This window comes from Succinimonas amylolytica DSM 2873, from assembly GCF_000378405.1.
In the GTDB taxonomy this organism is placed as follows: Bacteria; Pseudomonadota; Gammaproteobacteria; order Enterobacterales; family Succinivibrionaceae; genus Succinimonas; species Succinimonas amylolytica.
Map to the genome: position 1 here is coordinate 886417 of NZ_KB899636.1, position 19718 is coordinate 906134.

Consider the following 19718-nt stretch of genomic DNA (forward strand, 5'->3'; position numbering starts at 1 on the left):
TCTTCTGGCGGCGATTCAGGTTTTGGAGAGATAGCGTGTCAACATGGGGATTTTTTGTTAAAATCATTCTGTTTGATTGTTAAACTGCTGCTTTCGTAGTACCGGGAAGCAGCCATTTGTTTTAGTGGCAGAGAAAATGGCTCAAAGTGTAGTTGTCTTAGGCACCCAGTGGGGTGATGAAGGAAAGGGTAAGATTGTAGATTTGCTTACTGGAGAAGCGGATTATGTGGTTCGTTATCAGGGAGGAAACAACGCCGGTCATACTCTTGTAGTTGATGGCAAAAAGCAGGTGCTACGCCTTATTCCTTCTGGGATTCTGCGTCCTGGCTGTACCTGCGTAATTGGAAATGGCGTAGTAGTTAATCCGGAAGCTCTCATGGGGGAGATTGCCGAACTTGAGTCCAAGGGGGTTCAGGTAAGGAACAGAATGGTTATTTCTCCCGCCTGCCCTCTGATCCTGCCGTATCATATTGCCATAGATCGATCCCGGGAGGCCAAGCTGGGCAGGAAAGCTATCGGTACTACTGGCCGCGGTATCGGTCCAGCCTATGAGGATAAAGCCGCCAGAAGAGCAGTTAGGGTCGGGGATCTGTTTAATATGGACGATTTTGCCGACAAGCTGAAGACGGTTATGGAATACCATAATTTCTGTCTTACCAGCTATTACGGTCAGCCGGCTGTTTCCTATGAGGAAGTGCTGGAGAGCTGTCGTAAATATGCGAAGGATATTTTACCGATGGTGGCCGATGTTACCTCTCTTCTTGCAAAGGCTCGGGAAAAAGGCTGCCGGATCATGTTTGAGGGAGCTCAGGGTGCTTTCCTGGATATTGATCAGGGGACTTATCCGTACGTTACATCATCAAACACTGTAGCCGGAGGAGTCAGTACCGGAGCTGGATACGGACCGCGACATATTGACTATATCGAAGGCATTGTCAAGGCCTACACTACTCGGGTTGGCGGCGGGCCTTTTCCTACCGAGCTTTTGGACAGTGTGGGGGATTATCTCTGTGAAAAGGGCGCGGAGTTTGGGTCGGTAACCGGCAGACGGCGGCGTTGCGGCTGGTTTGACGGGGTGGCTATGCGGCGTTCAAATCAGATGAATTCTCTGTCAGGGCTCTGTCTTACCAAACTTGATGTTCTCGACGATCTTGATGAAGTTAAGATCTGTACCGCCTACAGAAAGTCAGATGGCACTGTTATTGATTATTCTCCGCTGGCAGCCGATGACTATAAGGGGCTGGAGCCGGTTTATGAGGTTCTTCCCGGCTGGAAACAGTCAACATTTGGTGTCAGCAAGTATGAGGATCTGCCGGAAAATGCCAGAAAGTACATTAGGCGTATTGAAGAGGTTTCCGGTGTCAGAATTGATGTGATATCCACAGGTCCGGATAGGGAACAGACTATAATTCTGCATCATCCTTTTGAAGTATAGCGGAGTTCGGCGCTGTACCGGCTGATAAATGTAGTGGTGCCTTAAAACAGGTATCCGACAGGAAAGGGGCGAGAGAAATCCGCCCTTTTTTCGTGTTGAGACAGAAGATATTATTCCAGAAAGCCCCGGAATAGTGTTTTTTACTGCTGAAATATTTGTGCTTCTGTCATCTTTGCCGATTTGGGCTAGATGGTGCATACAGAAAACTGTTATTGTTTGAAAATGTTTTCTTAAACACGGGCCGGCCCACGGAAAACCTTTCTGAAATATGCTATATTACCCATCAGGGTATTTGGTGCCGGCTGTTTTAAAATTGTTACACAGATATGGATTCTCAGTGTCGTATTCTGCTTGTCGATGGCGACAATGCAAATCTGCTGGTCATGCAGCAGATTCTTGACAGTGCTTATGAAGTGGAATTTGCATTCACTGCCCGGGAAGCTGCTTTTAGGCTGGCCTCTGGAAGTTTTGACCTTATAATTTCGGGATATACTCTGCCAGATATGGCGCTCCCGGATTTTTTATCAAGTATTAAAAGAATATCCAAACCTCGAGAGATACCGGTTATTGTAATGAGTGATGATGATGATCCTGCAGTGGAGGAAAACAGCTTTCGTCTGGGGGCCCAGGATTTTATCAGCAAGAATTCCCGGATCGGTGTTATTGAGAATCGGGTAATGCGGGTTTTGGAGCTGTATCAGTACCGTGCTGGTATGGAGCGCCGCTATCAGGAACAGGAAGATAAGCTTGAGAGGATTCGCCAGAACATTGTTGAGGCATTTGCTTCCATTATTGAACCCAAATTCCCGGGGGTATCTTCTAACTACAAACACTCATTCCGCAACAATCTTGTACACTGGAGTTACTCATCGTCAGGATTAACCTTAGGTATGGAATTATGTGATTTTAAAACATCACCATGTTTTATGTAATAGTTAGGGCAGGTAATTTTAAACTTGTTATATAGTCGCGTTGCAGAACTTTGGGCTTCACTTGTTATAATTTTTGTAGCATAAATTACACACTTTTGATTTCTTAGACCTAAGTACAATTCAACTGAATTGAGATAAGTCTGATTCAGCTTTTTTTGTATATATAAGTTCATGGTTGCAGCTATTTGACAAAGAAGTAAATGTCCTAATACCCTTTCTTCGTTATGAACTCTTAACGGCATTAATCTACTCAGTCCTTTCCCTAAATCAAAGTATTGTTCAACAATAAGACGATTATAATACACATTTAGAATCTCATCAGTTTTGTATGGTAATGATGAAATAATTATGAACATTCCAGACGTTTCAAATAATTCATGAAATGCACTGCCAATTTTCTTTAATTTCTTTTGAGATAACTTTTTAGAATTAACAATAGCCTTATGATTTTCAGATGAAGCTGCATCTACATCAAAACACAAATACGCATATGCTTCTTTTTTAATTGTTCCGATATTGCAATTTACTCGTTTTACATAAACAAACCTCCCCATAAATGTAACTAAATTTTCCGGTCTTCGCAATTCATTTTTACCTTGTTCAACAATATTATCGTATATGGTCTTTAGTTTTTCAGGTAATCTTGCAACAAAATCAATATTGGCATAGTAGAGGTTGTCAATGTTCTTTTCTGATAAGTAACCTGCATCAAGCAAGGCCATGTCAGTGTTTACGCCATACCCATTAAGCACTGTTATTGTTTTAGATAGCGTCGATACATCGTTTATATTCCCAGGGATTGCTCTGAAAATTAATGGGTAGCCTGAATCTCTTTGAATAGCTGATATCATTCGAACTTCATTACTAATGATATTATTATGATTGCTTACATTTGTAAGTTCAATTTGAATATCATTAGGTAAGCCAGTGCTATCTATAACAATAGCAGGATCGTTAGAAATTTTTTCTTTAATCCAATCTATATGAGATTTGAAGAATTTTTGTCTTATTTCCTCTTTCCCTAAAAATGAGAGGAATTCACTTATTCGTTGTGAGTGTAAATCAGCATTGGGATATAATATTTTGACAAAATTACCATCATACCAAGTGTTACAATGCATACATGAAATATCAGTAAGCACATAAAACATGACCATGGAATATAATGTATCTTTGTTTTTATATCCGATGCTATTGAGCACTTTATCATAATTCATTTGATGAATTAATTCATTAATGAAAAACGAATCTCCGAAATCTAAAATTAACTTAGGTTTCTTTCTTTGATCGTTTTGCAAAGTACCTGTAAAGGAAGGATCTGCTCGAAGAAATTGGTTGTTTTCAATATCATACTTAAAAACACCTCTTTCCTTGCTGTAGAAAATATTATTTTTCTCATCAATTACTCTGCCTAGATATATCGTACCCTTTTTCCGTATTTTTCCATTTTCGCGATATGAAGTTCCTGGAACCTTAGCATACTTATAGTTACCTTTATATTGGAAGGATAACCTATTTGGGCATTTTGCGGCATTATCTGACATTTGTAGTTACCATTTATAAACCTGTAACTACATTATAGCACAACAAATTCGTCCATAGCAACGGGAAATACAGATAAAATAAGGAATTGAAAGGGATGTTTGGTGGTGTAGAACTAGGTGTAGTTACCAGAAACTACAGGGAATTTGGGTTGAAGGAAGAGATCAGCTCACGGGTATGCATATTCAGAGGACGGCATCATATGTGTCCATGGTGGTGAGAGGTCTGGTAAAAAAAGGATATTACTTTGATGAACTTGAGGACGAGGCGGTTCGCGAGGCTATTGTGCAGTCCGCACCTCTTCACGATATCGGGAAAATTGCCGTTTCCGATGTTATTCTCCTGAAGCCGGGACGGCTTACCCATGAGGAATTCGAGATCATGAAACAGCATGCCAGAATCGGCGGGCGAATGATCAAGGAAACTTTGAAATCCATTGAAAAACCTCTGGTTCTGAGAACGGCAGTGGATATGGCTACCTATCATCATGAAAAATGGAATGGCAAGGGGTATCCGGATGGCCTCAGGGGGGAGCAGATTCCCTTATGCGCCAGGGTAATGGCGATAGCTGACGTATTTGATGCTCTGGTGTCCAAAAGGTGCTACAAGGAGGCGTTTTCATACGAGCAGTCCTTCAAAATAATCCAGGAGGAGTCTGGCCAGCACTTTGACCCCAGGATTGCTGAAGTGTTTTTGTCAATGAAGGATGAAATTATCGGGATGTCAGAAAGCTGGGCTCTAGGGGGGGGACGAGGATCTCTGCTGTCTGGGGTAGCAGTTCCGGAAATTTCTGCTGGTAAGTAGAGAGAATACGCCGTGTCAGCGGGTTCTTTTTACTGCCATTTCTGCCAGATTCAAAAGCTGTTTCCGGTACGGACTTTCTGGAAAGATGTTCAGAGCGTTTCTGGCATTGGCGGCTTCTTGTTCAGCTCTCTTATAGCAACGGCTGATGGCTCCGGTTTTTTCGGCCAGATTCATGATGGCGTCAAGATTGCAGGTCTCCATAGCCTGAAGTGCCTCCTGCTTTTCATGATCCGGGAGAGCGTTCAGAATATAAATTAGCGGCAGCGTGATTTTGTGATTATGAAGGTCGTCCCCGATATTCTTGCCAAGCTCGTCTGCACTGGATGTGTAATCCAAAATGTCATCAGCTATCTGGAAAGCGTTTCCGAGATAGCGGCCGTAGTCAGTTAGTCCCTGAAGCTGAGCCTCTGAGACTTTGAAGAGAAATCCCGGAATCCGTACTGCGATTTCAAAAAGCACTCCGGTTTTAGCATAAATGGTGTGATAGTAAGTTTTCTCACTGAGTTCCGGATGGTCGATATTTCCCATCTGCTCAATTTCTCCGGATGCAATAGTGCTGACTGCGCGGAAGAAATCTCGGAAAATTTCCGTGCTTTCGGTAACTGAAGCCAGATCGAAGGCTTTGGTGAAAAGATAGTCTCCACCCAGTACAGCCACAGAGTTGCCGAAAAGACTGTTGACACTTTTCCGTCCCCGGCGCATTTCGCTTTCATCTATTACATCATCATGCATTAGAGTGGCGGTATGAAGAATTTCAATGGCTGCTGCCAGTTTCATAACCTTCTCATCATGAACCGCATCCGGACTGATAAGCCCTGCGGACAGAAGCAGCAGGGTCGGGCGTATTCTTTTTCCGCCGCCGAGAATGAGATGACGGCATACGCTGTTTACCAGTTCTACCGGTGAATTCATTTCACTCATGATATACCGGTTTACCTTTTCCAGCGGTACGGAGAGCAGTTCTTCAGTACTGGTCATGTAATATCTCTTTATAAAATACAGTTTGGCGCATAGGGGAAGGCCGGGAACATTATACAGTTTTTCTGGCCTGCGAAAAAGAACGAGCCTGTGGCGGTCCGTAAGTCCACTGGCAGAAAATGCTGATAGGTACCTGAAGGAAGATTCGTGAAAAAAGAGAGATTCGCTTATTTTTGCGATGCGGAGGAAGAGAGTGACATTAATTGAAAAAATATTAGGCATTTTTGTTGCGTATCTGTGATCCAATTTGTATAATACGCGCCATCATATTGTTATATCTAAAGATTTTTGTCCCTGCTAACCCTCACGGGTTTCGGGCTATGGAGTTTTAAATGTACGCAGTTGTATTGACTGGCGGCAAACAGTATCAGGTTTCTGAAGGTGATGTTATTTCCGTTGAGCTTCTCAAGGACGCTCAGAAGGGTGCATCTATCGAACTCGACAAGGTACTGATGGTTGCTGATGGAGACAACGTAAAGGTTGGCGCTCCTTATATTGATGGCGGAAAGGTTGTGGCTGAGGTTGTTGATCAGACTCAGGGCGAGAAGGTAACTATTACCAAGTTCCGTCGCCGCAAGCATTTCCAGAAGGTTTTCGGGCATCGTCAGAGATACACCGAACTCAAGATAACCGGTATTAACGCTTAATCAGGAGAGTTATACAATGGCACATAAGAAGGCAGGCGGTAGTTCCCGCAACGGTCGTGATTCCCAGGCTCAGCGTTTAGGTGTTAAGGTGTACAGCGGTACTGCAGTGCAGGCTGGTTCTATCCTTGTTCGTCAGCGCGGCACTCAGTTCCATGCTGGTGCTAACGTTGGTGTAGGCAAGGATTATACTCTTTTTGCCAAGGCTGATGGTGTTGTAAAGAATTACGTATCCGGTCCTAAGAATCGCAGATATGTAAGCATTATTCCTGCTTAATCAGCTTCTTTTGGATTCCCGGGCTCTACCGATTTTTGATTGGTAGGGCTTTTTTTTGCCTAAGGGGGTAGAGTAATGAAATTTGTTGACGAAACTCAGATACGTGTCGAGGCTGGTGATGGAGGTAATGGTATAGTCAGCTTTCGGCGAGAGAAGTATATTCCAAAGGGCGGACCTGACGGTGGCGACGGCGGCGACGGAGGGGATGTTTTTGTCGTTGCTGATGATAATCTGAATACTCTGGTGGATTATCAGTATCAGAAATTTTTTGCGGCTGGCCGGGGATCAAACGGAGGGAGTTCCGACTGTACCGGAGCAAGAGGTGCTGATGTTACTCTCAGGGTTCCCGTGGGTACCCGTATTATTGATGCAGATACCGGAGAAGCTTTGGGAGATCTCCTGAAAAAAGGGCAGAAGCTTCTGGTAGCTAAAGGCGGTTTTCATGGTCTGGGAAATTCCCGTTTCAAGAGCTCGGTGAACCGGGCTCCGAGGCAGAAGACTGATGGATCTCCTGGAGAAAAGCGCTTTATCAGGCTGGAACTGATGCTGATGGCTGACGTTGGATTACTGGGGCTGCCCAATGCCGGAAAATCCACTTTCATTTCCGCAGTCAGCGCCGCTCGTCCGAAAATTGCTGATTATCCCTTTACCACCCTGGTTCCTAGTCTCGGTGTGGTTCGGGTTTCGGAGGGGGCCAGCTTTGTGGTGGCGGATATCCCGGGACTTATAGAGGGAGCTAGTGATGGTGCGGGATTGGGACACCGGTTCCTTCGCCATCTGGAACGCTGCCGGGTGCTTTTGCATCTGGTGGATATGAAGCCAATAGACGGATCCGATCCGGCAAAGAACATTGCCGTTATTGAAAGTGAGCTTCGGAGATACAGTGAAAAGCTTGCTGAAAAACCGCGCTGGCTGGTATTCAATAAATGTGATGTGTTTTCCTCCGAGGAGCAGGATGAGATTGTATCTTCAGTACTTGCGGCCATTCCGGAACAGCCGGACAGGTATTTTGTAATTTCTGCTCTGGCTCACAAGGGTACTGATAGTCTTTGTCAGGAGGTAATGCAGCTCATTCAGGATTTGGCGGATCAGGAAAAACAGAATGAGACAGATACGGCAGCCCGGGATTTTGTGTGGACGGAAAGACCGGAGCCTGTCAGAGAGGAGCGTCCCGATGATATTCAGGAAGAATTCGCTCAGGAAATTTTATGAGTTCAGTGATGAACCCTCCGGAGGAACAGCAGTATCTGGAACTGTTTTCGGAAGTGGCTGTCAGACTGATGGAATCCAGTGCCGAGACCCGTTTGGTGGTGCAGACCACAGAACGCATCGCCAGGGCCTTCGGCTATCCGGATATCCAGGTTATTGTACTGTCCGGAATGGTATGTATTTCTGTTAAAACTTCAGGAGGATACCAATCTCTGACCAGGAAAGGAATGCTCCATGGCATTCAGATGGACGTACTTGCCGAAATAACCGGACTCTGTCTGGAGGCTGAGCAGGCCCGGGTATCATTTACTGATTTTCAGAACAGATTCCGGAGTATCAGAACCCGGGAGATCAATCCCCTGCTGCTCTGTTTTGTGATTGGCCTTGCTACTGCGGCTTTCGGATGGTTGAATGACGGAAGCTTCCTGGCCGGGATTTCAGGATTTCTTGCAGGTTTTATCACCATGGCGTTTCGGGTTCTTCTCCAGAAATATGTACTGTTCCCGGTTTTTGTGTTTGGTTTTTTGGGTTTTTTTGGGACGCTGATTTCCTATTCTCTGGGGGTTTATATTTTTCGGCTGCCTCCGGATGATCTGGGAATTGCCTTGGTTATTGGAGTACTGCTGCTGGTTCCGGGATTTCCTTTTGTAAACGGAGTGCTGGATCTTTTTAAAGGGTACTACAGTATGGCCTTTAACAGACTGATGATCACCACGATCCTGCTGACATCGGTTTCCCTGGGGATTACCGCAGCGCTACATTTTCTGCCGCTTGGGTTCTGGAGCTATAAATAATGTTTGCCGATTATGTGCTAAAAACGCTTCTGGCAACTCTGCCTGCGGTGGCATTTGCCCTGCTGTTTCATGTGCCGGCGCGGTATCTCGGTTGGTGTGCCGCCGGCGGAGCTTTTACCTGGTGTTCCAGGATGGTTTTGATGCGGGAGTTTTCATTAGGTATTGTCACGGCGACTTTTTTGGCGGTAACGCTGATGAGTCTTGCCTTTATCGCCATTGCTCCCAGACTGAAGGTGCCGCGTCCGCTGTTTACGGTGGCCAGCATCATTCCTGTAATCCCCGGACGTAATGCTTACCTGACTTTGTTAAGTGCTATACAGATTTATGATGGTACCGGCCCTCGGCTTCAAGAAATTGAATCCTTTTGTTTTAATGGTATTACCACCGGGGCTATAATGCTTGCAATGGGGGCCGGAATTGCCCTGCCTCCGCTCTTCTTTTATCGCAAACGTCCGGTGGTCTGATATGCTTTCTATTATTGTTGCTCATACTGAAAATTTTGTTATCGGAAGGGGCGGGAAAATGCCCTGGCATTTGCCCAGGGACCTCAGACGTTTCAAGGATTTAACCTGGGGACATGCGATTATTATGGGCAGAAAAACCTATGAAAGTATCGGAGGTCCGCTGCCGGGAAGGCTGAATATCGTAGTTACCGGAAATCCTGATTACCAAGTGGCTGAAGGTGTTGTCAGGGTGGCAACTCTGGCCGAAGGTGTGCGTCAGTCGGGGGCGGATAAGGAGGTCTTTGTCATCGGAGGCGGTCAGCTTTATAAAACTGCATTCCCCCTGGCGGATCGCTTTTATATTACTCTTATAAAGGCTCATATAGATGGTGATGTCTTTTTCCCTCGCTATTCCCTGGAAGACTTTAATGTGGTGAGCAGCGAGGAGGTTCCGGGGGATATGAAAAACGCTTTTGCCTTGGAATTCCTTACTCTGGCAAGAAAGTCTCATTTCCTGTAACAGGATGTCCGGCGGAAGCGAGGTTTTTTATGGCGGTTTACTGTGTGGGCGATATTCACGGCTGCTATGATGAATTCAGACGTCTTTTGAGGGAAATGAATTTTGATCCGGCCAGTGACGAGCTTCTGCTTACCGGAGATATTATCGGCAGAGGTCCCCGGCCTCTGGATACCGTCCGTTACATCATGGATCTTGGAGAACGGGCGACTTTTGTGCTGGGTAATCATGATTTGAATTTTCTGGCAATTGTTTATGGTTTTCGGGAACCAAAAAGAAAAGATATGCTACAGGAGCTCCTGAATTCGCCGGATCTGGAGGATATTGCGGAATGGTTTTCCCGTGCCCCTCTTGCCTTCCGGCATCCCCGGGTTCCCCTGTTTCTGGTTCATGCCGGAATTATCCCTGAATGGGATATCGACGATGCTGTCAGATTTTCCCGGGAGGCGGAGCAGGTGCTCGGGAATCCTGTTACCAGAAGCAGGTTTCTGCAGAATATGTTTGCCGATACCCCTGACAGATGGGATCCTGGACTGACGGGGATCGATCGTATCCGCTTTATTGTGAATGTTCTGACCAGAATTCGGCTGTGCCGGCCGGATGGTACTCTGGATTTCAAAAACAAGAACTCTCCCGAGGAGGCCGCAAAAGAGGGGCTGAGACCATGGTTTGAGCGAGGGGGATTTTCTCCGGATACTGGTCGCTCTGTGCTGGTATTCGGACATTGGGCTGCTCTGGGAGGCAGATGCCGGATACCCGGTATAAAATCTCTGGATACCGGGTGCGTCTGGGGCGGTAGACTTACTGGCTGGTGTTTTGATACCGATACGGTTTTCAGCGTTGCTTCCGGATATAGCATTCCTCGTTAAAGGCTATCCCAGTTAGGAATTCCGGTATATCCTCCGGAGTTAGGAAGACCTGACGGTGTGTTTTCTGTTTTCGTTTTTTATGCTGCCCACGTTTCCACCATGCTCTTCGGAGCGTTCCCTACTTTAAGCTGCTCATTGATTCTGAACGTTCTGCTGGTTAATACCGGTATTGATATTTTTTATTGTAATTAATATTGAAATTAATTATAGTCTTCTGGCATAACGGCTGTGATACGGTATGAATGTCCGGCACGCCAGAATGATACTGATAGAAAGCTTAAGACGAGGTGATAGAGAATGCCGTACATTAAAAAGGATTTTATTGAGCGTCTGATCGATCGGGTTGACATTGTCGATGTTATCGGATCCCGACTGACCTTAAAGCGTTCCGGAAGCAGTTATATGTGCTGCTGTCCCTTCCATAATGAAAAAACCCCCAGTTTCAGTGTTAACCAGCAGAAGCAGTTTTACAACTGTTTTGGATGTCATAAATCCGGGAATGTTCTGGGTTTTATTATGGATTATGATCAGCTGAGCTTTCCGGAGGCGGTGGAACAGCTGGCAAAGGAAGCCGGGGTTCCTGTGGAGTACGAGGAAAGTTCCGGCAAGACTCAGGAAAAGAGGGAGTATGATGTCGACTTCTACGAACTGCTGGAGCAGGCCGCCGGATATTACGAAGCAGAACTTTCAAGACATCCTGAAGCCCTGGCATATTTGCATGGCAGGGGATTGTCCGATGATACTCTCCGACGGTATCATGTGGGTTTTGCCCCGGAATCTTGGGATTTTCTGATAAAAAAACTGGCAGGAGACAATCCTAAAATCCTGAAGGCAATGGCAGAACTCGGTTTGGCAACGCAGAGCCAGCAGGGAAAGATCTATGATACCTTCAGAAATCGGGTGATGATCCCTATTCGTGACAAAAGAGGCCGCACCATTGCATTTGGCGGCAGGGTTCTTGATGATTCCAAACCCAAGTACATCAATTCCAGAGAAAGTCCGGTATACAAAAAAGGGCACGAACTCTTTAATCTTGATTCCATACGAAATCTGCGGGACAAAAATCTTTCCTATATTATGATTACCGAGGGGTATATGGATGTGATTGCCCTGGAACAGTCAGGTATTCATAATGCGGTGGCTTCGCTGGGAACAGCCACTACCCCGGAGCAGATGAATCTTCTTTTTAAGCAGTCAGACAGGATTATTTTCTGTTATGACGGTGATTCTGCGGGACGCAATGCGGCCTGGCATGCCCTTAATACAGCACTTCCGGCTCTCAGGGACGATAAGCAACTTCAGTTCTGTTTTCTGCCTCCGGAGCATGATCCTGATACCCTAGTGAGAACTCAGGGGGCCCAGGCTATGATTGATTATCTGGAGCATGCGGAAAGCCTTCCGGAATATATTGTGTCCACACTGGAGAAGGAATACAGTGTTGCTGATGACGGCAGCAGAGTAAACTGCATTGACAGAGCCTCCGAGCTTTTGAGTATGATGCCTGAAGCCACGCTGACAAGGACTGCTGTTGAGAAAAGACTGGCAAACCTAGTGGGATGGTCTCAGGAAAGTCTGCATTCCAGTATTGATACCGCCATAGATAATATCCGGGCCAGAAAAGCTGTTCGCGGAGCGGAGCTTCGGGAATCTTCCCGGAAGCAGGGAGGATATGCCGATCCTGACGCTATTCCCATGACACCCATGAGAGCTGTGGTAGCCAGACTGGTAAAGGATCCGGAGCTTCTCAGGGCCATTCCCGAACCGGATCGGATGGTGGCTCTTCTGAATGAATATGCCAGAGACCGCAGTTCGGTGCTTCTGGATCTTATCTCGAAAATTAAGGCCTCCCCGGATACCACCACGGGAGCCATTCTGGAAAAATACCGGGAATCTGGCAATGTGGGAAAGCTTATCGGGCTTTTGGCGGCGAGATCTGACACCGAAGTTGAGCAGGAAGGTTTTGTGGAGATTAAGATTATTGATCTTCTGCACTTTATAAAAAACATTCTTATGGAGCATCTTACGGCCAGAACGCAGGCCCTGAGGATAAAGGGGCATAAGAATGGCGGGCTTGATACTAAAGATCTTATGGAATTTCAGTATCTTGAAACCAGAACCCGGGAGCTTTTGGCAGACAGAGGCCGTGAGGGCTAATTTTGCGGGCTGAAATCTGAAAAAACAACCGAAGATCTTTATTTTCCCCCCTTTAAACTTATTTTAAGTGGTGTAAAATATGCGCTTTCAGATAGATGTCGTTTTTTGGGAAGCGGCTCTGTCTTCGGTTGTAAAGAACTCTTAACTCTGGAGAAATGTTTTTATATGGAAGAAAAGCCGTCATCAATCCTGGCGATGCTTACTCAGGAAGGCAAGAGAAAGGGTGGCTATCTCACGGTAAAGGAGATTAAGGAAAAGCTTCCTGAAGAATACTTTGAATCTGAAAAGCTGGATGAGATTTTTCAGGTTCTGGCAGAACGTGATATCCAGATTTGCGAGAAAGAGCCGGAAGAGGGAGATTTGGTGCTCAATCAGACGGCTGGCGAAACGGAAAATCTTATTACCGATATCGGTAGCTCTTCTGACCCGGTCAGAATGTATATGCGTGAAATGGGTGCAGTAAACCTGCTTACCAGAGAGCAGGAAATCAACACTGCGAAGCGTATCGAAGAGGGAAAGAGCCGTGTACAGTCCCTGCTGTCTGATTTTCCGGCCTCTGAGGAGATTCTTCTCAGACATTTTGATAATTATGAAAAGGGACTTTGCAAGCTTTCGGATGTGATTATCGGTTTTCAGGAAAACTCTGGGTTTGATGAAAACGAGGTTTCAGCCGATAGTGACTGCCTTTCCGCGGATGATGAGGAAATCAATATTGATGGTCTTGACTCGTCCGTAGATACCAGCGGAGTTATCGATGATGTCGAAGATGATGGTGAGGAAGCTGAGGACAGTTCCGGAGAATCTTCCGATATTGATGATCCTGAAAAGGATGGTACTGAGTCGGATGATTCCGATGATGCCGTAATGCCTGCGGACGGGGAAACTCTGGATGTGGATCCGGTTCTTGCAGCGGAGCGCATTGCAGTTCTCAGAAAAAATTACAATGCGGCCATGAAATCTCTCAAGCGATTCGGCAGAGGAGCCAAGACTACTGAGAAGCATTTTGCTGAAATGAAGGAGAGCTTTTGCGGCTTTGTAATCAACAGCAAGCTCAACGAGGAGATACTGACAGTAGTCAGAGATTTTGCCGAAAGACTTAAAAATCAGGAGAGGCAGATTCGATTGATTCTCGTTAAGAACTGCGGCCTCAAGCCTGAGGAATACCGGCGTTATTATTCCGAATCAAAAAAGGAGGCGTCTTCCGAATGGTATGAGCATATCATAAAGCTCAAGAAGCCTTTTGCCAAAAAAGCTGTAGTTTATGAGAAGCAGCTCCTCAGTGCAGTGGAATGTCTCAGAGGTATTGAAAACGATTCTCAGACCAGAATATCGGAAATCCGCCGTATCAGTCAGGAAATCATGATGTGGGAGGCCAAGACCAAAAAGGCCAAGTCGGAGATGATAGAGGCAAATCTGCGTCTGGTGGTTTCCATTGCCAAGAAGTATATTAATCGTGGCATGCCTTTTCAGGATCTGATTTCCGAGGGTAATATCGGTCTAATGAAGGCTGTGGATAAATTTGAATATCGCCGGGGCTACAAGTTTTCCACCTATGCCACCTGGTGGATTCGTCAGGCCATAACCCGTTCGATTGCCGATCAGGCTCGTATTATCCGGGTGCCTGTGCATATGATTGAAACCATGCATAAGTACAATCGGATCGCCCGCCAGATTCTGCAGGAAAAGGGGCATGAGGCCACTCCAGAGGAGATCTCTGCCAGAATGGGGATTTCCGTGGAAAAGATTCAGAAGGTAATGAAGATCTCCAAGGAGCCGATGTCGATGGAGTCACCCATAGGTGATGACGAGGATTCCAGACTGGGAGATTTTCTGGAAGATGAGACTACTCAGATGCCTCAGGATCTGGCTGCTCAGGATAATCTCAAATTTGTTATTGAGAAGATCCTTACGGATCTTTCTCCCCGTGAGGCTATGGTTCTCCGTATGCGCTATGGCATTGGGATGCCCTCGGATCATACGCTTGAAGAGGTAGGCCAGCATTTTGGACTTACCAGGGAGCGTATCCGCCAGATTGAGGCCAAGGGACTCCGTAAGCTCAGACATCCTACAAGATCTGAACCATTAAAGAGTTTTGTTGATAATTAACAGCTTTTAAGTATAAGGAAAATCGCAGATTAAAGTCTGATGTAAAGTCAGACTTTATAGCGTAACACGTCTATTAATGTGACTAAGATCATATTTTTTCAATTCATCGTTTAACATACTGTCTCTACAGGATCTAAAATCCTATACCCCATTTAAATATGGGAGTCCTCTTTTTTCATATTTCTGCGCCGCTGTACTTCTTTCAGCAGGGCCTTTCTGTTTTTTTTCTGTGATAAAAAGGGCGACAGTTTCAATTTTTCATGGTTCTTTGCATAAGTTTTTATGGCGGCCCCTTCGGGAGTGGTGCCATCTATTAAGGCGGTATAATGGAAAATTCTTCTGCATTTATTTCGTTAAGACAGCTTATTATTGATGGTAAAGAGAGAGGATATCTTACAAAATCAGAGATCAAAGAGCATTTGCCTGCCGAATTTGAGGATGATGAAAAACTGGAGGATTTTTTCCAGCGCTGCGAGGAAATGGATATTCAGATTTATGACAAGCCGCCTGAATCTGACGATCTGATTCTGAACCAGACAGCCTCTGAAACCGAAAAGATGATATCCGATATTGGAAAGACTTCGGATCCGGTAAGAATGTACATGAGGGAAATGGGAAGTGTGGGACTTCTGGATCGCAAAACAGAGGTGCAGATAGCCAGACGAATCGAAGAAAGTGTGCGCGGAGTACAGTCATGTCTAGGGCGCTGTCCTTTAGTGGTAAAGCAGTTTCTGGATCAGTTTCAGGAGATTTCCAGTCAGAATTCCCGGGTATCCGACCTGGTTTCAGGTTTCCGTCCTGAAAGCGAAGAAGAGGCAGAAGGAGATGATGTCAGGGAAGATGAGGCACCTTCATCCGATACCGGGAATATTGATGATCTGGCAGATGCTTCCGGGGAAATATCTGAGGATGAGCCTGCCGGTTCCGATAATGATGCGGATGATGATGGTGATGTCGGAGCTGTTAAGGATGACGGGGACATGGATGATGCCGGGGGAACCGGGCCGTCTCTAGAGGAGGTTGCAGCTCAGATGGTTTATCTGGAGAAGGCTTACCGTTCTTTTGAGAAGTCCCGTGTTAAAAACGGTCTCAGACACTCGCAGACCCATCGGGCCCTTACGATAATGGAGAAGGAGTTTGTCAGATTCAAACTGCCCCAAAAGGAGCTTTCCTATCTTTCACGGGTAGCGCAGGATCATTTTTCGGAAATGCGTCCTCATGACGATTACATGTCAGATCTCCTTAAGAAGCGCTGTTCCATGGATCTTCCATCATATCGCAAGTATTATCTCGATAACAAAAAGCCCTTTGACAAGGATTGGTTTGATGCGGTTACAGGGCAGAATTGTCCTTTCGCAGCCAAGATGCTGGGACTTCGAACGCAGATTCTTGATGAGCTTGAGAGAATTTCGGGTATTGAGGACAAGATCTGTATCGAGATTTATAAACTCCGGGATCTGAAAAAGGAGCTTATTCTACTGGATCAGAATGCCCAGAAAGCCAAAGGGGAGATGATTAATGCCAACCTCAGGCTGGTAATATCCATTGCCAAGAAGTATACCGGAAGAGGCATGCAGTTTCTGGATCTGGTTCAGGAGGGCAATATTGGCCTTATGAAGGCTGTGGATAAGTTTGAATACAAGAGAGGCTTCAAGTTTTCCACTTATGCCACCTGGTGGATTCGGCAGGCTATTACCAGATCCATAGCGGATCAGGCCCGAACCATCAGAATTCCGGTACATATGATAGAGACTATCAACAAGCTTAACCGGGTTTCCCGGCAAATGCTTCAGGAGAATGGCAAGGAGCCCACTCCGGAGGATCTGGCAAAGAGGATGGGGCTTCCGGTGGACAAGATCCGGAAGGTTATGAAAATTTCCAAGGAACCTGTTTCCATGGAGAAGCCGGTGGGGGATGATGAGGATTCTCATTACGGGGATTTTCTGGAGGATACCACGCTGCCGATTCCCGCCGATGTTGCTACAGTCGACAGTCTCAGGGACATTACTGAAAAAGCTTTGAGCGGACTCTCTCCCCGTGAGGCTCGTGTTATCAGGATGCGTTTCGGTATTGGGATGAATTCGGATCATACTCTTGAAGAGGTTGGCAAGCAGTTTGACGTTACCCGGGAAAGAATACGTCAGATTGAGGCCAAGGCTTTGCGCAAGCTACGACATCCCAGCCGATCTACTGCGCTCCGCAGCTTCTTGGACAGCAATCAGGAAGCGGTTTAGACTTCAGGATATTCAGGCAGAATTCAGGGTAATTTCAGGTAAAGAGGGCTTTTAAACAGGCCCTTTTTTATCTGCCAAAGGGATACCAGAGTGGATACTGGCATATAACTGCGTTTTTCAAGGCTGTCAGGATTTTGAGAATATGTAAAAATAGCGGTATTGGGCGGTTTTTACTGGTTAAAAAAGTTTGTTGGAGATGTAGACAATGTTCATTTTGACTTGTATAATTGCTTCCGTTCCGCGGCCCATTAGCTCAGTCGGTTAGAGCAGACGACTCATAATCGTTTGGTCCACTGTTCAAGTCAGTGATGGGCCACCATAGGGATTCTTCCTAAGTCTTCATTTCTTTTTTCATTTTCTGATGTCTTCAATCACCGTAACTGTCTCAGATTTCACTGTTGAAGGAATTGGTCTGGGAGTATATAACGGAAAAAAAGTTTTTGTACCCGGTGTTTTTCCGGGAGAAACTGCTGTTGTCGAGTCTATTGTCGAAAAGACAGGATATATTTCCGGAAAGCTTCTGAAAATTATTGACAAAAGTCCGGACAGAATTTCGGATTTTTGCGCCATTAGGTGCGGCGGATGCTCCTTTACCGGCCTTTCCTATGAAGCAGAGCTTCGATTCAAATCTGATTATCTGCTGCGGCTTTACGGAGATCTTCCGGGCTTCACCGGGGCGCTTTACCGTGGGGTTACCGGAATGAAAGATCCATTCCGTTACCGTAATAAGGCTGTTTATATGGGAGGGCGTGATCAGGACGGCAGATTTGTTCTTGGTCTTTACGAACGAGCTTCCCACATAATTGCCGCTATTCCTGACTGCAGTCTGGAGCCGGTCTGGATGAATCGGCTCAGAAATGGAGTACGGGATTTTATAAATGGTCATGACGACGATCCGGAAATGACAGATTTTGCTGAAAATCTTAGATACCTGTTTTTAAGAGGGCGGGCAGCAGGAGATTCAGTGGTTCTCGATGCTGGACGATGTGCGGTGCTGGTTCTAAGACGAGGTTTTGTTCCTGAACCGGTGCTGAGGTATCTGAAAACGGCGGGGATTTCCAATATTATCATTAATTTCAACAGCACTTCAGGAAACCGGATTTTCGGGGAGAATTTCCAGGTTGTCAGTGGGAATCCTTACGCAGTAATGCCTCTTTATGATCGGCTTTTTCTTGTCAAGCCAGAGTCTTTTTTTCAGATAAATACAGAGATTACCGAAAAACTTTATGACAAGGCCATTCAGCTTTTGAATCCGGCACCTGATTCTGTGATAGCAGATCTTTATTCCGGTATTGGTACCATATCGTTGCGTTTGTCCGAAAGAGTTCTTGAGGTATATGGAATAGAGGTGATTTCGGAGGCAGTCAGGGATGCGGAAAATAACAGCAGGGGATTCGGCATTACCAATGCCAGGTTTTATGCAGGATTAGTGGAAGAGGTGCTCCCGAAGCTTGTTGATGAGGGCGTGAAGTTTGACGGTGTAATTCTGGATCCGGCCAGAAAAGGACTTGAGGAAAGCGTTATAAACACCCTGGCTGCTCTTGATGTTCCTGTAATTGTGTACATATCATGCAATCCAAAAACCCAGAAACGGGATATAGCGCTGTTTCTGAAACTCGGTTACCGGATGGATTGTCTATATGCTTTTGACATGTTCCCGCACACCTGCCACGTAGAATCAGTGGTAAAGCTCACTCGAGTCAGGAAGTGCAAATAATGCCACTTTTAGGGCTAGGGATCGCGTTTTGCGTGGTCTGAAACCCGATATGAGGATGAAATTCAGCAGGAGCTTTTGGAACACCTCATTTCAGACAGAGTGCCATTAGAATGTTTTTGCAGCAAATATGCGGATTGAGCTTCAGGTTACTAAACCGGCAAAATATGGTACTGGATATCTTTCTGACGGACGGGTTCAGAAAAGACTTAAAATTCATGTAAGTGACTATCCTCGGGATTATAAGAAATAGTGACATACGTGGGATAAGATGTGGAGCTTATACGATTCTGGGTACTGATTATTGGGATTGTTGGAGGAAATTCATGGATAAAAATAAGGACTGTGATTTTCGGGTAATTTCAAATCAGGTGAGATTTGGCTGCGGATACCGGACACAGAATGGAAAAAGGCAGTACTTTGCATGGCATGGAGTCCCGAGCCGCAATGATGATTTCTTTACCACAAGCCTGATCAGCGAGAGCGAGTATGATGAGATCTGTGATGAGTACCCGGAAGAAATTATTGCCGACAGAGCTACTGGAGAGCGCTTTCGCAGCAAATATGTGGACAACCATCAGGTGATTCTGGAGGGGTGGAACGAATTGCTGTGATGTAACCGCAACTACCAAACACCGGTTTTTGGAAATTTCCGTGCATGTATGCAGAAACGGGGCTGTAGTTTCATTATCTTGCGTCGGAATATAGCGGATTGGCTAGTGATATTTTCGAGGTATTGATATTAGGTCTTAAACCGTCTTTTTAAGGCTTCAGGGTTTTATCATACGTTCCTGTCTATGAGGAAAGCTCTGCCGGCTCAGAATGATGAAACGCCGGCCGTGATAGCCGGGATTAATCCGGAAAAGGATTCTCTTCCGAAGACTGTATTTGGCTTTTCCTTTGCGGCTCAGACAATCGCTGAAAGAATGCGGAATCGCATCCCGCTGAACAGAATAGCGCAAGGAAATCAGCAATAGCCTGGGATTTAATGTCTCAAGGCAGCAGCTGGCAAGGTATTCAGCTTTTTCAGCAGAATGGATACTGCCGGCATACGAATATCTGAAGG

At 45.7% G+C, this 19718-nt stretch carries 17 protein-coding genes and 1 tRNA gene; 16 read left to right on the top strand and 2 right to left on the bottom strand.

Annotated features, from left to right (window positions below):
- Positions 1–136 precede the first annotated feature (136 nt).
- Positions 137–1435: an adenylosuccinate synthase gene (locus tag F557_RS0103910; protein WP_019000948.1), complete on the top strand. Its 1299-nt coding sequence runs from the start codon at positions 137–139 to the stop codon at positions 1433–1435.
- A 326-nt stretch (positions 1436–1761) separates the two neighbouring features.
- Positions 1762–2367 carry a response regulator gene (locus F557_RS0103915; RefSeq protein WP_019000949.1) on the top strand — a complete coding sequence of 202 codons (606 nt, stop codon included), beginning with the start codon at positions 1762–1764 and terminating at the stop codon, positions 2365–2367.
- Here F557_RS0103915 and F557_RS0103920 read toward each other — a convergent pair.
- Positions 2298–3911 (bottom strand): transposase, encoded by a 1614-nt coding sequence (locus tag F557_RS0103920; RefSeq protein WP_019000950.1) that lies wholly within the window; start codon positions 3909–3911, stop codon positions 2298–2300. The genes F557_RS0103915 and F557_RS0103920 overlap by 70 nt on opposite strands.
- Positions 3912–4086: 175 nt before the next feature.
- On the opposite strand from F557_RS0103920, the gene F557_RS18715 reads away from it, so the two are divergent.
- Complete coding sequence (locus F557_RS18715; RefSeq protein WP_019000951.1) at positions 4087–4713, top strand: HD-GYP domain-containing protein; 627 nt, start codon at positions 4087–4089, stop codon at positions 4711–4713.
- A gap of 15 nt (positions 4714–4728) precedes the next feature.
- Here F557_RS18715 and F557_RS0103930 read toward each other — a convergent pair whose 3' ends face one another.
- A complete protein-coding gene (locus F557_RS0103930) occupies positions 4729–5691 on the bottom strand; it encodes a polyprenyl synthetase family protein (protein ID WP_026297742.1) in 963 nt (320 codons plus the stop codon).
- 332 nt (positions 5692–6023) lie between these two features.
- Here F557_RS0103930 and rplU point away from each other — a divergent pair, with 332 nt between their 5' ends.
- The 13 genes from rplU to F557_RS0104000 all read left to right on the top strand — a co-directional run bounded on the left by rplU (position 6024) and on the right by F557_RS0104000 (position 19266).
- Positions 6024–6338 carry a 50S ribosomal protein L21 gene (gene rplU / locus F557_RS0103935; protein ID WP_019000953.1) on the top strand — a complete coding sequence of 105 codons (315 nt, stop codon included), beginning with the start codon at positions 6024–6026 and terminating at the stop codon, positions 6336–6338.
- A 16-nt stretch (positions 6339–6354) separates the two neighbouring features.
- The gene (gene rpmA / locus F557_RS0103940) at positions 6355–6612 is read left to right on the top strand and encodes a 50S ribosomal protein L27 (RefSeq protein WP_019000954.1); all 258 of its coding nucleotides are present in this window, start codon (positions 6355–6357) and stop codon (positions 6610–6612) included.
- Between the two features lie 75 nt (positions 6613–6687).
- Entirely contained in the window at positions 6688–7824 is a 1137-nt protein-coding gene (gene cgtA / locus F557_RS0103945; protein ID WP_019000955.1) for an Obg family GTPase CgtA, read from the top strand.
- Positions 7821–8615 carry a threonine/serine exporter family protein gene (locus F557_RS20970; protein ID WP_019000956.1) on the top strand — a complete coding sequence of 265 codons (795 nt, stop codon included), beginning with the start codon at positions 7821–7823 and terminating at the stop codon, positions 8613–8615. The genes cgtA and F557_RS20970 overlap by 4 nt, the downstream gene beginning before the upstream one ends.
- Complete coding sequence (locus tag F557_RS0103955; RefSeq protein ID WP_019000957.1) at positions 8615–9079, top strand: threonine/serine exporter family protein; 465 nt, start codon at positions 8615–8617, stop codon at positions 9077–9079. The genes F557_RS20970 and F557_RS0103955 overlap by 1 nt, the downstream gene beginning before the upstream one ends.
- Position 9080: 1 nt before the next feature.
- On the top strand, positions 9081–9578 hold the full coding sequence (locus F557_RS0103960; RefSeq protein WP_019000958.1) for a dihydrofolate reductase: 498 nt from the start codon (positions 9081–9083) through the stop codon (positions 9576–9578).
- A gap of 29 nt (positions 9579–9607) precedes the next feature.
- Positions 9608–10444 carry a symmetrical bis(5'-nucleosyl)-tetraphosphatase gene (locus F557_RS0103965; protein ID WP_019000959.1) on the top strand — a complete coding sequence of 279 codons (837 nt, stop codon included), beginning with the start codon at positions 9608–9610 and terminating at the stop codon, positions 10442–10444.
- 297 nt (positions 10445–10741) lie between these two features.
- Positions 10742–12598 (top strand): DNA primase, encoded by a 1857-nt coding sequence (gene dnaG / locus F557_RS18725; RefSeq protein ID WP_019000960.1) that lies wholly within the window; start codon positions 10742–10744, stop codon positions 12596–12598.
- A gap of 165 nt (positions 12599–12763) precedes the next feature.
- The gene (gene rpoD / locus F557_RS0103975; RefSeq protein WP_019000961.1) at positions 12764–14704 is read left to right on the top strand and encodes an RNA polymerase sigma factor RpoD; all 1941 of its coding nucleotides are present in this window, start codon (positions 12764–12766) and stop codon (positions 14702–14704) included.
- Positions 14705–15030: 326 nt separating this feature from the next.
- On the top strand, positions 15031–16938 hold the full coding sequence (rpoD, locus tag F557_RS0103980) for an RNA polymerase sigma factor RpoD (RefSeq protein ID WP_019000962.1): 1908 nt from the start codon (positions 15031–15033) through the stop codon (positions 16936–16938).
- Between the two features lie 242 nt (positions 16939–17180).
- A tRNA-Ile gene (locus F557_RS0103985) sits at positions 17181–17257 on the top strand.
- Positions 17258–17299: 42 nt separating this feature from the next.
- Positions 17300–18655: a 23S rRNA (uracil(1939)-C(5))-methyltransferase RlmD gene (gene rlmD, locus F557_RS0103990; RefSeq protein WP_019000963.1), complete on the top strand. Its 1356-nt coding sequence runs from the start codon at positions 17300–17302 to the stop codon at positions 18653–18655.
- Positions 18656–18978: 323 nt separating this feature from the next.
- On the top strand, positions 18979–19266 hold the full coding sequence (locus F557_RS0104000) for a hypothetical protein (RefSeq protein WP_019000965.1): 288 nt from the start codon (positions 18979–18981) through the stop codon (positions 19264–19266).
- Positions 19267–19718: the final 452 nt, after the last annotated feature.